The organism is Sedimentitalea sediminis (assembly GCF_042687825.1).
Classification (GTDB): domain Bacteria; phylum Pseudomonadota; class Alphaproteobacteria; order Rhodobacterales; family Rhodobacteraceae; genus Sedimentitalea.
Window position 1 is genome coordinate 208,037 of sequence record NZ_JBHUQE010000003.1, and the last position, 17,539, is coordinate 225,575.

Sequence of the window (17,539 nt, forward strand, 5' to 3'; positions counted from 1 at the left end):
GTTCAGCAAAGGTGTCCGCTAGCCGTTGGGAATTTTCAGGGTCAGGTTACGCCCGCGCTTCTGATAGCGCAGTTCGCTGTCGCCGATGGCCAGAATGCGACCGCCATCGACCTTGTCCCCGACCTTGACCTTCTTGTAGCGCCCGCTGGGCAGGCGCACGAGGGCGCGCCGCTTGCCAGGTGTGCCATAGACACCGATCAGATTGATGCGTTTCAGGTTGATGGCATTGTCCATCGTCGCGCGACGCGCCACCGAGGCAGAGGTTGGGATTTTGGGTTGAACCGCGCGCGGCGCGATGGGTTTGGGGACGATGGGTTTGGCGGCGGTGGCGGCGGCCTGGGCCGAGGGGCCGGCAGACTGGCGTTGCGCCCTGTCGACCAAAGCCGCGAAATTGCGCGGGCGCGGCCCGGGCCGGCGCGAGACGACCACCGCCTGCGCGGTCGGGGTCTCGTCGGTTTCTGCCTCTTGTTTGGCGGTGCGCGGGCGCGGTTTCGGGCGCACCTTGCGCAACTCGACCAGCGACCGCCCGCCCAGACGGGCGCGCTCGTTCTGTTCGACCAGGTCAGTGGGGCGCGGGCGCGGGCGCAGCTTGGCCAGACGGTCGCGCAGCAGATCGGCCTCGTCCGGGGGTTCGATTTCGAACCGGGTCGGCGGGGCCGGCGGTACCTTTGCCGGGCGGCCGAGATAGACCATGATCCCGTCCGGGGTCATCGTGCCCTCGGGGCTGGGGCGCACCAACCCATCGGCATCCAGCGCAAAAGCTGTGCCGGCCGCGGCCGGGGATGAAACCGCGGCGGGGGGGTGGTCGGCGTCAAACCCCGCAACCGGTGGCAGCGCCAGCGCATCCTGGGACAGGTCCCGGCGGTCGATCGACACTTCGTACAGGTTGTCCGCCGACGCGCTGTCCAGGGCGGGCGGTGGCGCCGGGGCAACCGGCCAGATGCCCGTTGCAGCATACCGGGCCTTTGCCTGTTCCGGCGACTGGTCGGGTATCGGCGCGGTTTGCGCAGAGTCTGGGTCGCCGGCGGCCGCGTTAGGGGGCCGGTTGGCGCTTGTATCGGGGGCGGCTTGCGGGAGCGTGGCCGGGGCAACCGCCGGATCGGCGACAGGCAGGGTGGCCACCTGTTCGCCGGGATCGGGTGCCCGGTCGAGCAGCCCGGACACACCATCGTCGAGAAACAGCGCTGACCAAACCGCCACGGCTGCCAGAAAGACCAGCAGACCCACCGTCAGCATCAGCCCGAGATGTCGTGGTTTGCCGCCCACCTGCTTGCCCTGGCGCGCGCCAAAGACGGTCATGCGGTCGGTTTCGTCCTCGCTGGGCCCGGCCTCGGTCGTGGCGGGCTGGCTGGCCGGGGGCAGAGGTTGTGCCGTCGCCGACCTCGCGGGGCGAGCTGGGAGACTGGCCGGAGCTGCGGGCGTTTCGGCAGGATCGTCCGGCAGATCAAGCGTTGCCGCCGTGACCGACAGGGGCGGTTTGGGCGGTTTGGCCGGGGTATGCGACGACGGTGCGGGTTGCAGTTGCATGCGTCGGGCCGCAGGCTGCGCTGGTTCAGAGGCGGATCGGTCCGATGCAGGTGTCTGATTGGCCCGCGTGGCCCCCGCCAGATGCGGAGCGCCGCCGGTTTTTCCGGATTTGCGACGCCGGCTGGCAAATCCCGCTGCGTTGGCTTCCGGTTCGGACGATTCCGGTTTGCGCGGTTCCTGACCGAACGATTCCGCAGGTGGCGCGGGTTGCGCGCCAGTGTTGGATTTCGCCGGCGACGCGGGCGAGACCCGCGCCCGGTCGGGCGCCGTGTTATCCGGCGGCTCATCTGCGGTGCCGGGCTTGGACCCGTTCGGTTCCGGCGCCGTATCCGGGCTTGGTGCCGCTGCGCTGGGCGCTTTTGCCTGCGGGCGCGCCTCGGGCGGATCGGTCAGACGCGTCCGGGGCATTTCGGCCGGGCCGACCACCTTTACCGGCGCGATATCGCGCTCGACGTCGTCGGTGCGTCCGCTTTTATGGCTGGTGCCAAAAAAAGGCTCGCCGGCAAATCCGGTTCCCGGCGGAATGGCGACAAAGCTGATCGGCACGAATCCGTGCTCCAGAGCAAAGCTCTCGGCCTCTTCCAGCGTTTCCAGTGCCACCGCGGCGATATGGGTCACATCGTCGTCGAAACTGAGGTCAAAGGCCAGATCCGCGACATCGTAGGGCGTTGCGCCCTGAAGCGCGGCGCGCGCCATTTCGTGCCGGGTCTCGCCGTGAAACGATCCGGTCTGGACCGACATATACCGGATCTGGTCGTTGGGAAGGACGATCTTGCAGGTCGGCCCGTCCGGCTCCAGCGCCAGCGCGTCGGCGCGCAGCCCGGCCATCGCTGCGGCCAGATCCGGCGCCTCCAGCGCCACTTCGCCGACCAGACGCCAGCCATCCGCTGCGCGGTGCGACAGCGAAATACCATCATAGGATAAGGAGAGCGCGAAAACCGGCTTCATCAAACAGACAACCCAACCCAATCTGCAGGACCTGCCATTCGGGCCGGCCTGCGCCGGGCGAGTTTAGTGCAGGTGGATGCCAAGGAAAAGGAAAAGACGGGCCTGCCCTTGCGCCACCGGCAGAGCGGTGCCCATGTTGCAGTGACAGACACAGGAGGCTGGCAGGATGAGACAAGGAATGCGTGCAATGGTGGCGGCGACCGTGACAAGCTTGGCGCTGACCGGCGTCGCTTGGGCCGATCCGGCAGAGCGGCAGATTACGGTGACAGCGCAGGGCCAGGTCGAGGCGGTGCCCGACATGGCGACGATCACGCTGGGCGTCACCCACGAGGCCGAAGAAGCCGGCACCGCGATGGCGGCCACCTCGGCCGCCGTGGCCAGGATGCTAGAACAGGTGCAGGGCCTGGGCATTCAACCGCGCGATGTCCAGACCCGGCGGTTCTCGGTGCACCCGATCTGGTCCGGCCGCGGGTCATCGGGTTCGGAACCGCCCAGGATCACTGGATTCGTGGCCAGCAACATGGTGATGGTCCGCATTCGCGATCTCTTGGCGCTGGGTCCGGTGCTGGATGCGGTGATCGCCAGTGGCGCGAACGATTTCAATGGCTTGCAGTTCAGTGTTCAAGAGCCCCAGGCGCTGCAGGATGCGGCGCGCAAGGCGGCGGTCGAAAATGCCATCGCGCAGGCCCGGTTGCTGGCCGAGTCGGCGGGCGTCGCCTTGGGACCTGTGGTGTCGATCACCGATCACGGTGGCAATTCTGCGCGTCCGGTGATGATGGAAATGGCCGCAGCGCGCGATGCCTCCGTCCCGGTCGCCGCCGGCGAAGTCAGCCTGACGGCGTCGGTGTCGATGGTCTTTGCCATCGCGGACTAAGCATTTCGCGGCAAGGCGGGGCCGCCAGAACCGGCCCCGCCAGTTCTCAGGCCGTGGCTTGAGTCAGCGCTTGATCCAGGTCGGCGATCAGATCCTTGGCATCCTCGATGCCGATCGAGATGCGCACCATGTTCGGGCTGGCGCCGGCGGCCTCTTGCTGTTCCGGTGTCAGCTGGCGGTGGGTGGTGCTGGCCGAATGGATGACCAGCGAGCGGGTGTCGCCAAGGTTCGCCACGTGGCTGAAGATTTCCAGCGCGTTGACCAGCTTGATGCAGGCGTCATAGCCGCCCTTGACGGCAAAGGTGAACAGCCCGCCGGCCCCCTTGGGACAGACCTTCTCGACCCGGTGGAAATAGGGCGAGGATTCCAGCCCGGCATAGGTGACCGACTCGACCCGCGGATCGGCTTCCAGCCATTTGGCGACGGTCACGGCGTTTTCGACATGACGCTGCATGCGCAGCGACAGGGTCTCGATGCCCATCAAGGTGTAATGCGCCGCCTGCGGGTTCATCGTCATGCCCAGATCGCGCAACCCGATGGCCAGCCCGTGAAAGGTAAAGGCCAGCGGACCGAACGTCTCGTGGAACTTCAACCCGTGATAGGCCGGTTCCGGCGCGCTGAGCGAGGGGAACTTGTCATTGGCGGACCAGTCGAACTTGCCCGAGTCGACGATGCAGCCGCCGGTGACCGTACCGTTGCCGGTCAGGTACTTGGTGGTGGAATGCACGACCAGGGTGGCCCCCAGATCGAACGGGCGGCACAGATAGGGCGTGGCGCTGGTGTTGTCGACGATCAGCGGAATGCCGGCGGCGTCGGTGATTTGAGAGATCGCCGCGATATCGGTGATATAGCCGCCCGGGTTGGCGATGGATTCGCAGAACACCGCGCGGGTGTTGTCGTCGATGGCCGCCTTGACCGCGTCCAGATCGTCGAAGTCGACAAAGGTGGCGGTCCAGCCGAAGCGCTTGATCGTGTTGCTGAACTGGGTGACCGTGCCGCCATACAGACGGGTCGAGGCGACGACGTTCATGCCCGGCTGCATCAGCGGGAACAGCGCCATGATCTGGGCCGCGTGTCCGGACGAGCAGCAGACCGCGCCGACGCCCCCCTCGAGCGTGGCGATACGTTCCTGCAGAACCGCCACCGTGGGATTGGTCAGGCGAGAGTAGATATAACCGACTTCCTGCAGATTGAACAACGCGGCGGCATGGTCGGCGTCGCGGAACACATAGGCCGTGGTCTGATAGATCGGCGTTTGCCGTGCTCCGGTGGCCGGGTCGGGCCGGGCGCCGGCGTGGATCTGCAACGTGTCAAAGCCGTGATTGGGGCCGTCGGTCATGAAAGAAACTCCCTGCGTGTTGATCGGCGACCAGACCTAAGCGATCGTCTGCGCCATGACAACGGGGCGCGCGCGGTTCGGGCGTCGCGGTGACTAGCGGATCCAAAAGCCGGCGGAGCGGATCCGGTTGCGCAGGGCCTGTTCGCTGCGTGGCAGGTTCTCGCGGTCGAACATCGCCCGCAGTTTGGCACCGCGCCCCTGATAGACCAGCCGTTTCATCGGCTCGTGGTTCTTCAACACCTTTTTGATCCAGTTCGGCGCCGATACCGTCTCCATCACCTGCACGACGTCGTCAGCCTCGCGCGCATACAGCAGAGGGATGCGGCGATAGTGACAGCTGACCTCGCCGTCCAGATATCCCTCGGGCAGTGCGTCTTGGCCCCCGCCCATGGCATGTACGACCAGCGGCAGAACCACCTGGTCCAGCCAGGGAAACAGGCTTTGGCACACCAGTTCCGGCGGCGGGTCGTCGCGCACCGAGCGGGCATAGTCCAGGTACCGCCGGCCAAAGACATGCGGGCAGGCACCATAGAAAAAGCCGGCGTTGAAATAAAGATAGCGGCGCCAGTGGTTGATCGGCTGGGCCGGGTCCTGGCTGCTGTCGAAATCCAGATCGAACCGGTCATAGAGCGATTTCCAGATTTCGTGCTGACCGGGGCCGTACAAGGTCGGCTCGGGCCAGGTGCCTTCGCGGCGCAGCGACGCCGAGGGACGGTCAAAATCGAACGGCACGGACATCAGGTCGCCGGTGATCAGCGTGTCGGTGTCGAAAAACACAAAGGGCTCGTCTGGCGGCAGCGCCAGCAGCGCCTCGATCTTGTTGCCGAAAGGATAGCTTTGGCCAAAGACTTGATTGTCAAAGGGCAGAATTTCGGCCTGCAGCCGGTCCAGCACCCGCAATACCGCGCGATTGCGCAGCGTGGGGTTGCGGTCCCAGGCCGGACCGTTGCGCGGGGTCGCCACGAAAAGCCGGCCGGGAAACGCCGGATTGGTCCGGCGCAGCGAGGCGGCAAACAGCATCGCCTCGTATTGCAGACGCCCGGCCTGGCCGACGACCATCACATTGAACCGTTGGGGCGGAGCCTGTCTGTTTACCATTGGTTTTCCAGCCGCTGAAATTTTGCTGCGGCATCTGCCGTTGTTGTTACTATAGTCACGACAGGATTAACAAAAGCCCGCATTTGACCTGTCATTGCGTTCCGGGGAGGCTGGGGCAGGCTCGGGCGGCCGGCGAGCTGTAAAACGGGGGCCAGAAGCGGGCACCATATAGCGGCAACACAAAGAAAGGCGCTCCATGTTCGAAGTACTGATGCTGATGATTTCGGTGGTTGTCCAGTCGGCGGGCGAGATCGCCGGCTCGGCCGGCGCAGCGTCGCAACTGGCGCAGCCGGCGGTACAGCAGACCCCGGCGGACGAAAGCAACCAGATGGGCCTGGCCGAAGATGTCGCCGTGACGGCGCCAGATGCGACGCCCGATGGGTCGGAGCAACAGGCCGAACAGGCCCCCGAACCGGTGGCCCCGCCCGCGTTTCTGACACCGGCCGAACCGCAGTTGGTGGCCGAACCGCAGGTGCCGACCGGCAAGTTCACCACCGCGCTCGAGGTCAAGCCGATCCTGAATGCGACGCGCGGCAACTGGATCACCGTCCGCGAATTCAATGGCCGCGACCTGCTCTATGTCACGCATCTGTGGTCCTGGCGGTGCGGATTGCTGGAACTGCGCGTCGGTCTGAACGGCAATCCGCCCGAACCCTGGCCGCTGCCCGAATGCCATCTGGACGCGGCAACGCCCGCCGCGATTCTGGAGACGGACGGTCTGCCCTATCGCGACTTTCAGCAGGGCTCGATTGCGATGATCGAAGTCCAGATCACCTATGACGATTTGACCACGGACCGCGCCAAGTACAACCGGCAGGGCATTCAGATACCCTGAGACCGTTCCGGGGCTGCCCCGGGTGGCGCGACCACAACAGGAGGCTGCCGCATGAAATTGAACGCCGAATTTTCGCACCGGGCGGCCGTGCATTTCGATCAGACGCCCTGGGTGCCGTCGCCTGCGCGCGGGGTGCAGCGCAAGATGCTGGACCGGATCGGTGACGAGGTGGCGCGCGCCACAACCATCGTGCGGTTCGAACCGGGCAGCGCCTTTGCGCCCCATACCCATGACGGAGGCGAGGAATTCCTGGTTCTGGACGGGGTGTTTCAGGATGAAACCGGAGATTTCCCGGTTGGCAGCTACGTGCGCAACCCGCCGACATCGCGGCACAGCCCGGCCGCGGCTGCGGGCGCGACGATCCTGGTCAAGCTGCATCAGATGCACCCCGAGGACCGGACCCGTCTGCATGTGAACGCGTTGGCAGCCACCAGCGAATGTCTGCCGCTTTATCGCGACGATCACGAGGATGTGCGCATCGAAATCTGGGCACCGGATGCCCGGATCGACCGGGATATGTCCGATGGGGGCGAGGTCTTTGTGATCTCGGGCGGCTTTGTCGAATCCGGCGAGAAATTCGTCCGCTGGGACTGGCTGCGCCTGCCGCCCGGATCGCGGTTGCGCGCCGATGCCGGGTCCGATGGGGCACGGGTCTGGCTCAAGACCGGACATTTGGCCGGGATGGTCTGATCTCTGTACTGGCGCCATGCGTTTGGACAGCTAAGCCCGCTTGGAAGTGAAAAATTTGACCAATCGGTAAAAAATTATTGCCAAATGTGCCAGATGTGGCACTCTGAGAGGCAGCAAATAGCAACGCAGATCATCAGGGAGACAGTCATGGCGACAGGCCAGATGGCACCGGGCATCGTGGCGGGGCGCTTGACCAGCGATGCGCTAGCCGAGAATTTTCGTGACCTGCACCCGGCCTTTGCGCCGCATGAAGCGGCGGTGGCGGCGGACAGGTGCTATTTCTGTCACGACGCGCCCTGCGTGACCGCCTGTCCGACCGATATCGACATCCCGTTGTTCATCCGGCAGATCCAGACCGGTCATCCGCGAGCCGCAGCGCGGACGATTTTCGACCAGAATATTCTGGGCGGCATGTGCGCCCGGGTCTGCCCGACCGAGACCCTGTGCGAACAGGCCTGTGTCCGCGAGATCGCCGAGGGCAGACCGGTCGAGATCGGCCGATTGCAGCGCCATGCGACCGACGCGGCGATGGCGGAGGCGGCACATCCCTATACCCGGGCCAGGCCCACGGGCAAGACGGTGGCGGTGGTCGGGGCCGGGCCGGCCGGACTGGCCTGTGCGCACCGGCTGGCGATGCTGGGCCATGATGTCGTGATCCACGAAGCCCGGTCCAAATCCGGCGGTCTGAACGAGTTCGGCATCGCCGCCTACAAATCGACACAGGGCTTCGCCCAGGCCGAGGTGGACTGGCTGCTGCAGATTGGCGGCATAACCGTGCGGACCGACATGGCGCTGGGCCCGGCGCTTTCTTTGCAGCAGTTGTGCGACGGGTTCGACGCGGTGTTCCTGGCGATCGGCCTTTCGGGGGTGAATGCCCTGCGCGGCCCGGGGGCGGACATGGCAGGCGTGCGCGATGCGGTCGGCTTCATCGCCGATCTGCGTCAGGCCGACGACCTGTCCACCTTGCCGGTCGGGCGCAACGTTGTGGTCATCGGTGGTGGCATGACCGCGATCGACGCGGCGATACAATCCCGGCTGCTGGGGGCCGAAACGGTCACGATCGCCTACCGTCGGGGTCGCGAGGCGATGGCGGCCAGCCGGTTCGAACAGGATCTGGCCACGTCAAAGGGCGTGCGGATCCTGACCAATGTCCAACCGGTCAAGATTCTGGGCAATGGCGCGGTCCGCGAAATCGAACTGGAATACACCGACAGTTCCGGCGTCGCGCTGAGAGGTACCGGCGAGACCTTTCGCCTGGCCGCGGATCAGGTGTTGCGGGCTATCGGTCAGACGCTGGATGACTCGCCGCAGAACCTGACGCTGGAGCAGGGTAAGATCGCTGTCACCGGACCGGGTCGGACCAGCCTGGACGGGGTCTGGGCAGGCGGCGACTGCGCCAGTGGCGGCGAAGATCTGACGGTGACCGCGGTGGCCGAGGGACGCAACGCGGCCATGGACATTCACGCCCGGCTGACCGCGGGTTGAACCCGGCCCCGGACCTGATCCGGGGCCTCGTGGCTGGTTGCGTCGACGGCCAGGCAGCAGGTCCCGGATCAGGTCCGGGACGGGACAGAGACAAGGAACGAAACGATGGCGGATCTGACGAGCGACTTTCTGGGGATCAGCAGCCCCAACCCGTTCTGGCTGGCCTCGGCGCCGCCGACCGACAAGGAGTACAACGTGCGCCGCGCCTTCGAGGCTGGCTGGGGCGGTGTCGTGTGGAAGACGCTGGGCGCTGAGGGGCCGCCTGTGGTCAATGTGAACGGGCCGCGTTATGGCGCGATCCATGGCGCGGACCGGCGGTTGCTGGGCTTGAACAATATCGAACTGATCACCGACCGTCCGCTTGAGGTGAATCTCGAGGAAATGGCACGGGTCAAGGCGGATTATCCGGACCGGGTCCTGATCGCCTCGATCATGGTGCCCTGTGAAGAGGCAGCCTGGAAGGCCATTCTGCCGCGTGTGGCGGAAACCGGTGCCGACGGGATCGAACTGAACTTCGGTTGCCCGCACGGGATGAGCGAGCGCGGCATGGGCAGCGCCGTAGGGCAGGTTCCGGACTATATCGAAATGGTCACCCGCTGGTGCAAACAGTATTATGACCGTCCGGTGATCGTGAAGCTGACCCCGAACATCACCGACATCCGCCATCCGGCGCGGGCGGCGCACGCGGGCGGCGCCGACGCCGTGTCGCTGATCAACACGATCAGTTCGATCACCTCGGTAAATCTGGACACGTTCAGCCCGGAACCGTCCATCGACGGCAAGGGCAGCCATGGCGGCTATTGCGGACCCGCGGTCAAGCCGATTGCGATGAACATGGTGGCCGAGATCGCCCGCGACCCGGCGACCCGCGGCCTGCCGATCAGCGGCATCGGCGGGGTGACCACCTGGCGCGATGCCGCCGAATTCATGGCGTTGGGTTGCGGCAATGTCCAGGTCTGTACCGCGGCCATGACCTATGGATTCAAGGTCGTGCAGGAGATGATCACCGGCCTGTCGCAGTGGATGGACGAAAAAGGTTATGGCTCCACCGCGGATTTCATCGGCAGGGCGGTGCCCAACGTCACCGACTGGCAATATCTGAACCTGAACTATGTCGCCAAGGCCCGGATCGATCAGGACGCCTGCATCAAATGTGGCCGCTGCTATGCCGCCTGCGAGGACACCAGCCATCAGGCCATCGCCATGAAGGCGGACCGGGTGTTCGAGGTGATCGACGCGGAATGCGTCGCCTGCAACCTGTGCGTCGATGTCTGCCCGGTGGAAAACTGCATCTCGATGGTTCGGGTGCCGCCCGGCCAGGTCGATCCCCGAACCGGTCGCGAGGTTCAGGCAGAATATGCCAACTGGACCACGCATCCGAACAACCCCGCCGCGCAGGCGGCCGAATGATGTTTATTGAACCGTCTCTCGGGGCTGGGTCCCCGGTTTTTGCGCCGCCTCAGGGCGACGGCGTCAGCAGGCGCCGGTACAGCGTCTCGAGAAATTCGGCGGCACCGTCAAACGGGTCTTCGTCACCCAGCACGGCACGGACCTGAACATCGAAATCAGCGTAGTGCTGCGTCAGGGACCAGATCGAAAAGATCAGGTGGTGCGGATGCACCGGAGCGATCCGGCCAGCCCGTGCCCAGCCCGCAATGACCCCGGCCTTGTCATCGACCAGCGTCTTGAGGTCGCCGGTCAGGGCGGCGTGTATGCGGGGTGCGCCCTGCACGATCTCGTTGGCGAACAGCCGGCTTTCGCGCGGAAAATCTCGGCTCATTTCCAGTTTCCGGTTCACGTAGCCCAGCAATTCGGCAAGCGGTTCGCCCGCGGGATCAAGCGCGCGCAGCGGATCCAGCCAGGTGTCCAGCAACTGCGCAAGCAGGGCATTGTGCATCGCTTCCTTGGACGGAAAATAATACAGCAGGTTGGGTTTGCTCAGTCCCGCGGCTTCGGCGATCTGATCCACGGTTGCACCGCGAAATCCATTGGCGGAAAATACCTCCAGCGCCGCTTCCATGATGGTCGCCTGATTGCGGGCCTGAATCTTGGTGGCGGGGCGGGAAGGGGGCATGGGCACGACGTGTCCTCGTTGGCCTGAAGTCCGGTGTTTTGGCGTTGCTTCGGGCACCGGATGCCGCGTCAGCTTCTTGACTGATCACCCTGCCGTGATAGCGTTACTTTGACCAGTTGGTCAAATCATTCAAGCATAAGCGGAAGAATCCGCAGTTGGGGGGACACATGGCGGCACCGGCGCAGAACCTGAAGGTCAACGGCGAGCGGCTGTGGGACAGCCTGATGGACATGGCCCGGATCGGTCCGGGCGTCGCGGGCGGCAACAACCGCCAGACGCTGACGGACGAGGATGGCGAAGGGCGCGCGCTGTTTCAGAAATGGTGCCAGGCCGCGGGCTGCAGCATGGGGCTGGATCAGATGGGCAACATGTTCGCCCGGCGCGAAGGCACCGAGCCCGAGGCGCTGCCGGTCTATGTCGGCAGCCATCTCGACACCCAGCCGACCGGCGGGAAATATGACGGTGTGCTGGGGGTGCTGGCCGGGCTCGAGATTATCCGCACGCTGAACGACACCGGAATCCGCACCAGACGCCCGATCGTGGTGACCAACTGGACCAACGAAGAGGGCACGCGCTTTGCCCCGGCAATGCTGGCCTCGGGCGTGTTCGCCGGTGTGCACAGTCAGGACTGGGCCTATGATCGCAAGGATGCCGAGGGGCTGACATTCGGCGATGAGCTGGCGCGCATCGGCTGGCGCGGCGCGGAAGAGACCGGCGCCCGCAAGATGCACGCCTTTTTCGAACTGCATATCGAGCAGGGACCGATCTTGGAGGCCGAGGACAAGCATATCGGCGTCGTCACCCACGGCCAGGGGCTCAGCTGGACCCAGGTGACGGTGACGGGCAAGGACAGCCACACCGGCTCGACCCCGATGCCGATGCGCCGCAATGCCGGTCTGGGCATGGCGCGCATCCTGGAAAAAGTCGACGAGATTGCCCTAAGCCACGCACCGGATGCCGTCGGCGCGGCCGGTCATATCGACGTCTATCCGAACTCGCGCAACGTGATCCCGGGCAAGGTCGTCTTCACGGTGGATTTCCGCAGCCCCGAGCTGAGCGTGATCGAGGATATGGAAGCGCGCCTGCGCAGCGAGGCACAGAAGATCGCCGACGCCATGGGGCTGGGCGTCGCGTTCGAAAAGGTCGGTGGGTTCGATCCCGTCGCCTTTGACGGGGACTGCGTGGCGGCGGTGCGCAACGCGGCCGACCGGTTGGGCTATTCGCATCGCGATCTGATCTCGGGGGCGGGGCATGATGCCTGCTGGATCAACCGCGTCGCGCCAACTGCCATGGTCATGTGCCCTTGCGTCGATGGCCTGAGCCACAACGAGGCCGAAGAAATCTCGCCCGAATGGGCCGCCGCCGGGGCGAATGTGCTGTTTCATGCGGTTGTCGAGACGGCGGAGATTGTGGAGTGATCTCTGCGCGTATCCATCCCGTCCCGGGCTTGACCCGGGACCTTGTGCCCGAAGGTCCCGGGTCAAGCCCGGGACGCGGTTTACCGCCCGTTAACCAATGCCGGCAAATGTCGGAAGATGCCGCATTTCGTTTACATTATGGCATCGCGTCCGGGCGGAGCCCTTTTTACCGGACGCACCCACGCATTGCGCCAGAGCGTCGAAGCGCATCGCGCCGGCCTGTCGTCGCACACGGCCCGGTACAATATCCGCCGGCTGGTCTGGTTCGAACCGCACGAAACCCTGCAGGCGGCACAACTGCGCGAGCGTCGGATCAAGCGTTGGAAGCGCAACTAGAAAATCGCGCTGATCACCCAATCCAACCCGGATTGGGCCGACATAACCGCCCGCATACCCAACTGAGCCGGCGCAGGGTCCCGGCGCCAGGCCGGGACGGGGGCAGCCAGGGAGAAGACCGATGACAGTCATCAGGAACGGAACCATCGTCACCGCCGATCTGACCTACAAGGCGGATCTGCGCATCGAAAACGGCGTCATCGCGGAAATCGGCCCGAATCTGACCGGCGATCAGGAACTGGACGCCACCGGATGTTACGTGATGCCGGGGGGGATCGACCCGCATACGCATCTGGAAATGCCCTTTATGGGCACCTATTCCAGCGACGATTTCGAAAGCGGCACCCGCGCGGCTCTGGCCGGGGGAACCACCATGGTGGTGGATTTCGCCCTGCCCAACCCGCAAGAGGGGCTGCTGGACGCGCTGAAGCGCTGGGACAATAAATCGACCCGCGCCAATTGCGACTATTCCTTTCACATGGCGGTGACCTGGTGGGGCGAGCAGGTGTTCAACGAGATGGAAACCGTGGTGCGCGAGCGCGGCATCAACACCTTCAAGCATTTCATGGCCTACAAGGGCGCGCTGATGGTGAATGACGACGAGATGTATGCCTCGTTCCAGCGCCTGGCCGAGCTGGGCGGCATCGCGCTGGTGCATGCCGAGAACGGCGACGTGGTGGCGGAACTGTCGGCCAAGCTGCTGGCCCAGGGCAATACCGGCCCCGAAGCGCATGCCTATTCCCGACCGCCGCAGGTCGAGGGCGAGGCCACCAACCGCGCCATCATGATCGCCGACATGGCCGGCGTGCCGCTCTATGTCGTGCATACCAGTTGCGAGGACAGTCACGAAGCGATCCGCCGGGCGCGGATGCAGGGCAAGCGGGTCTGGGGCGAACCGCTGATCCAGCATCTGACCTTGGATGAAAGCGAGTATTTCAACCCCGACTGGGATCACGCCGCCCGCCGGGTGATGAGCCCGCCCTTCCGCAACAAGCAGCATCAGGACAGCCTGTGGGCCGGGCTGCAATCCGGCAGCCTGTCGGTGGTGGCCACCGATCACTGCGCCTTTACCACCGAACAGAAACGCTTTGGCGTGGGCGATTTCACCAAGATCCCCAATGGCACCGGCGGGCTCGAGGACCGGATGCCGATGCTGTGGACCCATGGCGTGGCCACCGGGCGGCTGACCCCGAACGAATTCGTCGCCGTGACATCAACAAACATCGCCAAGATACTGAATTGCTATCCGAAAAAAGGCGCCGTTCTGGTCGGGGCGGATGCCGATCTGGTGGTGTGGGACCCGGAAAAGGAAAAGACCATCACCGCTGCCAGCCAGCAATCCTCGATCGACTACAACGTGTTTGAGGGCAAGCACGTCAAGGGTCTGCCGCGCTTTACCCTGACGCGTGGCCATGTGGCGGTGCACGACGGCGAGATCCGAACCCAGGAGGGCCATGGCAAATTCATCAAGCGTGAGCCCAATGGTACGGTCAACAGGGCGCTGAGCAGTTGGAAAGAATTGACCGCACCGCGTCCGGTCGAACGGTCGGGTATTCCGGCAACCGGTGTATAGCGCATGACGAGAGCGGCACCGGTCGTGGGGGGCGGCAGCGGCATGGGTGCGGGCGCGGCCCGGCAGTTGCATGCGGACGGTTATCAGATCGGGATCCTGTCGTCGCCAGGTAAGGGCGAGGCGCTTGCCAAGGAATTGGGCGGCATCGGTGTGACCGGATCGCATCGGTCGAACAATGAAATGCAAGGCATTGTTTTAAAGTCCATTCTGGCTGTGATCTGCATCGGTATGTTGGTCAATTCCGCGGGCCATGGGCCGCGCGATGAGATAAATGCCGTGCGCGCAGCCGCGCTGGTGACGCCTGCGATGGCGGCGCAAAAACAGGGGACGATCATCAACTTCTCGACTTTCGCCGCCTTTGAACCAGACCCGGTGTGTCCCATTTCAGCTGTGTTCCGCGCGGGCCTTGCGGCCCATACCAAGTTGTTTGCCGACAAGCATTCGGCCGACAATGTACGCATGAACAATATTCTGCCGGGGTTTATCGACAGTCTTGCAGAGAAAGATGAGGTCCGCGACCGGATCCCGATGCCGCGCTATGGCCGGGTGGATGAGATCGCTGCGACGATCAGCTTTCCGGCATCTGCGGGCGGCGGCTACATCACCGGGCAGAACATCCGTGTCGATGGAGGTATCACAAGATCGGTATGACCAGCCAACCTGTTGTCGAGGCACATGATCTCGATCTGACCTTTCAGACCAATGATGGGCCGGTACAGGCGCTCAAGGACGTGAGCCTGACCATCGGCAAGGGCGATTTTGTCAGTTTCATCGGACCGTCCGGCTGCGGCAAGACCACCTTTCTGCGCGTACTCGCGGCGTTGGAACAGCCGACCGGCGGCACCGTTACGGTCAACGGCATGTCCCCGGACGAGGCGCGGCGGCAGCGCGCCTATGGCTATGTGTTCCAGGCCGCGGGCCTGTATCCTTGGCGCACCATCGCCGGCAATATCAGGCTGCCGCTGGAAATCATGGGGTTTTCCCGCGCGGAACAGGAAAAGCGCGTCCGCGATGTGCTGCAACTTGTTGATCTGGAAGGGTTCGGCAGCAAGTTTCCCTGGCAGTTGTCGGGTGGCATGCAGCAGCGGGCCAGCATCGCGCGGGCCTTGGGATTCGATGCCGGGATCCTGTTGATGGACGAGCCGTTCGGCGCGCTGGACGAGATCGTGCGCGACCATCTGAACGAACAGCTGCTGGCGCTCTGGGCGCGCACCGGCAAGACCATAGGCTTTGTTACCCATTCGATCCCCGAAGCGGTCTATCTGAGCACCCGGATCGTGGTGATGAGTCCGCGCCCGGGGCGGATCACGGACGTGATCGACAGCCCTTTGCCGCGCGAACGGCCGCTGGAGATCCGCGACACGCCGGCCTTTATCGAGATCGCGCACCGGGTGCGCGAGGGGCTGAGGGCGGGCCATGGCGATGATTGAGCGATCTGCGGGGCATTGCACCGGCCAGAGGCGGCCGCGATGAGAGCGGCCGTGCCGGTTTTGACCGTTGTCACTGTGATCGTCGCTCTGTGGTACGCGGCCTGTGTGCCGATGAACATCAAGAGCGTTCTGAACGCGGCCGAACGCGCCGGAACGCCGGTCGCGCCCGAGGGAGCCAAGGCGCGGCGTGACATGTTCTCGATCGGGCTGGTTGCGCGGAACGGGTTCGCCATACCGGCGACCTGGGCACAGGAGCGCCCGCGTCTGCCGGCGCCGCACCAGGTGGCGATCGAGCTGTGGCAGACCACGGTGCTGAAAAAGATCGGCAGCAAGCGCAGTCTGGTCTATCACGGCTGGGTCACGCTCAGTGCCACGTTGCTGGGGTTCGCCATCGGCACCGGGCTGGGTATCCTGCTGGCCGTCGGTATCGTGCATTCCCGCGTCATGGACATGAGTGTGATGCCCTGGGCCATCGTCAGCCAGACCATCCCGATCATCGCGCTGGCGCCGATGATCATTGTGGTACTCTATTCGGTGGGGGTGCAGGGGATCATCCCCAAGGCCGTCATCAGCGCGTATCTCAGTTTTTTTCCGGTGGTCGTGGGCATGGTCAAGGGGTTGCGCAGCCCGGATGCGATGCAGTTGGATCTGTTGCGCACCTATCATGCGAGCAAGACGCAGGGGTTCTGGAAACTGCGACTGCCCGCCTCGATGCCCTATCTGTTTGCCTCGCTCAAGATCGGCATCGCCGCGTCGCTGGTGGGCGCCATCGTCGGCGAGTTGCCGACCGGTGCGGTGGCCGGACTGGGCGCGCGGCTGCTGGCCGGCAGCTATTATGGCCAGACCGTGCAGATCTGGTCGGCCCTGTTTGCCGCGGCCATTCTGGCGGCTGCGCTGGTGGGATTGCTGGGGCTGGTCGAGCGGCTGGTGCTGAAACGGATGGGGATGGCGTGACGGATCGGGTTACAGAATGGGGGCCAGCCCCCGTCGCGCAGGCGCGACTCCCCCGGGATATTTTCAGCAAGAGGAAGGGGGGCATGTCATGGTCATGGTGATGGGCGCGGTTCTCCTGTGGGGGCTGGGGTGGTGGATCAATGCGCGTCTGGCCGGCGGGCGGCACGCCGATGGCCGGGCCGCGCGACTGGCGGTGCCGGTGATCTTTGGACTGACCGTGTTGGCGGGCTGGGAACTTGTGGTGCGCGGGCTGGACGTGCCAATGGTGATCCTGCCGACGCCCAGCCTGATCGCGGCGCGGTTCGCGGACAGCTTGCCGGTGTTGTGGCAGGATTTCGTTCAGACCATTCTGAAAGGTGCGTTGTCAGGTTATGTGATCGGCTGTCTGTCCGCGGTTCTGGTGGCGGTTCTGGTGGATCGCAGCGACTTTCTGCGCCGCGGCCTGTTGCCGGTCGGCAGTTTTGTCGCCGCGTTGCCCATTGTCGGCACCGCGCCGATCCTGGTGATGTGGTTCGGCTTTGACTGGCACAGCAAGGCGGCCGTCGTGGTGGTGATGGTGTTCTTTCCGATGCTGATCAACACCGTCGCCGGGCTGGGCGAGGCCGGCGCCATGCAGCGCGACCTGATGCACACCTATGCGGCCAGTTATTGGCAGAGCTTTTTCAAGCTGCGCCTGCCGGCAGCGATGCCGTTCATTTTCAACGGTCTGAAAGTCTGTTCGACGCTGGCCCTGATCGGCGCGATCGTTGCCGAGTTTTTCGGATCACCCATCGTCGGGATGGGGTTTCGGATCTCGACCAGCGTCGGGCAGCTTGCGCTGGACATGGTATGGTCGGAGATCGTTGTCGCTGCCTTGGCGGGCACGCTGTTTTACGGCGCGATTGCCCTGGCAGAGCGAGCGGTAACATTCTGGCATCCGTCACAACGATAAAACCGGAGAATGGACGGGTGCGAATAA

16 protein-coding genes are annotated in these 17,539 nt (G+C 64.6%); 12 read left to right on the forward strand and 4 right to left on the reverse strand.

The window, feature by feature from the left end; translation table 11 throughout:
- Positions 1-18: 18 nt before the first annotated feature.
- Positions 19-2,475 (reverse strand): hypothetical protein, encoded by a 2,457-nt coding sequence (locus ACFMPD_RS04255; protein ID WP_380992133.1) that lies wholly within the window; start codon positions 2,473-2,475, stop codon positions 19-21.
- 166 nt (positions 2,476-2,641) lie between these two features.
- On the opposite strand from ACFMPD_RS04255, the gene ACFMPD_RS04260 reads away from it, so the two are divergent.
- Positions 2,642-3,349, forward strand: coding sequence for an SIMPL domain-containing protein (locus ACFMPD_RS04260; RefSeq protein ID WP_380992135.1), 708 nt, complete (start codon positions 2,642-2,644; stop codon positions 3,347-3,349).
- A gap of 46 nt (positions 3,350-3,395) precedes the next feature.
- Here the strand turns inward: ACFMPD_RS04260 and ACFMPD_RS04265 are convergent, their stop codons facing one another.
- Together ACFMPD_RS04265 and ACFMPD_RS04270 are read right to left on the reverse strand one after the other, a co-directional pair.
- The gene (locus ACFMPD_RS04265) at positions 3,396-4,688 is read right to left on the reverse strand and encodes an O-acetylhomoserine aminocarboxypropyltransferase/cysteine synthase family protein (protein WP_380992137.1); all 1,293 of its coding nucleotides are present in this window, start codon (positions 4,686-4,688) and stop codon (positions 3,396-3,398) included.
- A 93-nt stretch (positions 4,689-4,781) separates the two neighbouring features.
- Positions 4,782-5,786 (reverse strand): hypothetical protein, encoded by a 1,005-nt coding sequence (locus tag ACFMPD_RS04270; RefSeq protein ID WP_380992139.1) that lies wholly within the window; start codon positions 5,784-5,786, stop codon positions 4,782-4,784.
- A gap of 196 nt (positions 5,787-5,982) precedes the next feature.
- Between ACFMPD_RS04270 and ACFMPD_RS04275 the strand changes: the two genes are divergently transcribed.
- The 4 genes from ACFMPD_RS04275 (at position 5,983) to preA (ending at position 10,206) form a co-directional block, all read left to right on the forward strand.
- Positions 5,983-6,621 carry a hypothetical protein gene (locus tag ACFMPD_RS04275; RefSeq protein WP_380992141.1) on the forward strand — a complete coding sequence of 213 codons (639 nt, stop codon included), beginning with the start codon at positions 5,983-5,985 and terminating at the stop codon, positions 6,619-6,621.
- Between the two features lie 51 nt (positions 6,622-6,672).
- Positions 6,673-7,311: a cupin domain-containing protein gene (locus ACFMPD_RS04280; RefSeq protein WP_380992143.1), complete on the forward strand. Its 639-nt coding sequence runs from the start codon at positions 6,673-6,675 to the stop codon at positions 7,309-7,311.
- Between the two features lie 147 nt (positions 7,312-7,458).
- The gene (locus ACFMPD_RS04285; protein WP_380992145.1) at positions 7,459-8,796 is read left to right on the forward strand and encodes an NAD(P)-dependent oxidoreductase; all 1,338 of its coding nucleotides are present in this window, start codon (positions 7,459-7,461) and stop codon (positions 8,794-8,796) included.
- 105 nt (positions 8,797-8,901) lie between these two features.
- Positions 8,902-10,206 (forward strand): NAD-dependent dihydropyrimidine dehydrogenase subunit PreA, encoded by a 1,305-nt coding sequence (preA, locus tag ACFMPD_RS04290; RefSeq protein WP_380992147.1) that lies wholly within the window; start codon positions 8,902-8,904, stop codon positions 10,204-10,206.
- 49 nt (positions 10,207-10,255) lie between these two features.
- On the opposite strand, the gene ACFMPD_RS04295 is transcribed toward preA, so the two are convergent.
- The gene (locus ACFMPD_RS04295; RefSeq protein ID WP_380992149.1) at positions 10,256-10,870 is read right to left on the reverse strand and encodes a TetR family transcriptional regulator C-terminal domain-containing protein; all 615 of its coding nucleotides are present in this window, start codon (positions 10,868-10,870) and stop codon (positions 10,256-10,258) included.
- A gap of 167 nt (positions 10,871-11,037) precedes the next feature.
- Here ACFMPD_RS04295 and ACFMPD_RS04300 point away from each other — a divergent pair, with 167 nt between their 5' ends.
- The 7 genes from ACFMPD_RS04300 (at position 11,038) to ACFMPD_RS04330 (ending at position 17,512) form a co-directional block, all read left to right on the forward strand.
- Positions 11,038-12,288, forward strand: a complete 1,251-nt coding sequence (locus tag ACFMPD_RS04300; RefSeq protein WP_380992151.1) for a Zn-dependent hydrolase — start codon at positions 11,038-11,040, stop codon at positions 12,286-12,288.
- A 117-nt stretch (positions 12,289-12,405) separates the two neighbouring features.
- Entirely contained in the window at positions 12,406-12,624 is a 219-nt protein-coding gene (locus tag ACFMPD_RS04305; RefSeq protein ID WP_380992153.1) for a GIY-YIG nuclease family protein, read from the forward strand.
- Positions 12,625-12,745: 121 nt separating this feature from the next.
- Positions 12,746-14,197 (forward strand): dihydropyrimidinase, encoded by a 1,452-nt coding sequence (gene hydA, locus ACFMPD_RS04310; protein WP_380992155.1) that lies wholly within the window; start codon positions 12,746-12,748, stop codon positions 14,195-14,197.
- Positions 14,198-14,200: 3 nt separating this feature from the next.
- Positions 14,201-14,848: an SDR family oxidoreductase gene (locus ACFMPD_RS04315; RefSeq protein ID WP_380992157.1), complete on the forward strand. Its 648-nt coding sequence runs from the start codon at positions 14,201-14,203 to the stop codon at positions 14,846-14,848.
- Positions 14,845-15,627 (forward strand): ABC transporter ATP-binding protein, encoded by a 783-nt coding sequence (locus tag ACFMPD_RS04320; RefSeq protein WP_380992159.1) that lies wholly within the window; start codon positions 14,845-14,847, stop codon positions 15,625-15,627. The genes ACFMPD_RS04315 and ACFMPD_RS04320 overlap by 4 nt, the downstream gene beginning before the upstream one ends.
- A gap of 39 nt (positions 15,628-15,666) precedes the next feature.
- Positions 15,667-16,581, forward strand: a complete 915-nt coding sequence (locus ACFMPD_RS04325) for an ABC transporter permease (protein ID WP_380992161.1) — start codon at positions 15,667-15,669, stop codon at positions 16,579-16,581.
- Positions 16,582-16,669: 88 nt separating this feature from the next.
- Positions 16,670-17,512, forward strand: coding sequence for an ABC transporter permease (locus tag ACFMPD_RS04330; RefSeq protein ID WP_380992163.1), 843 nt, complete (start codon positions 16,670-16,672; stop codon positions 17,510-17,512).
- The last annotated feature ends 27 nt before the right edge of the window (positions 17,513-17,539 follow it).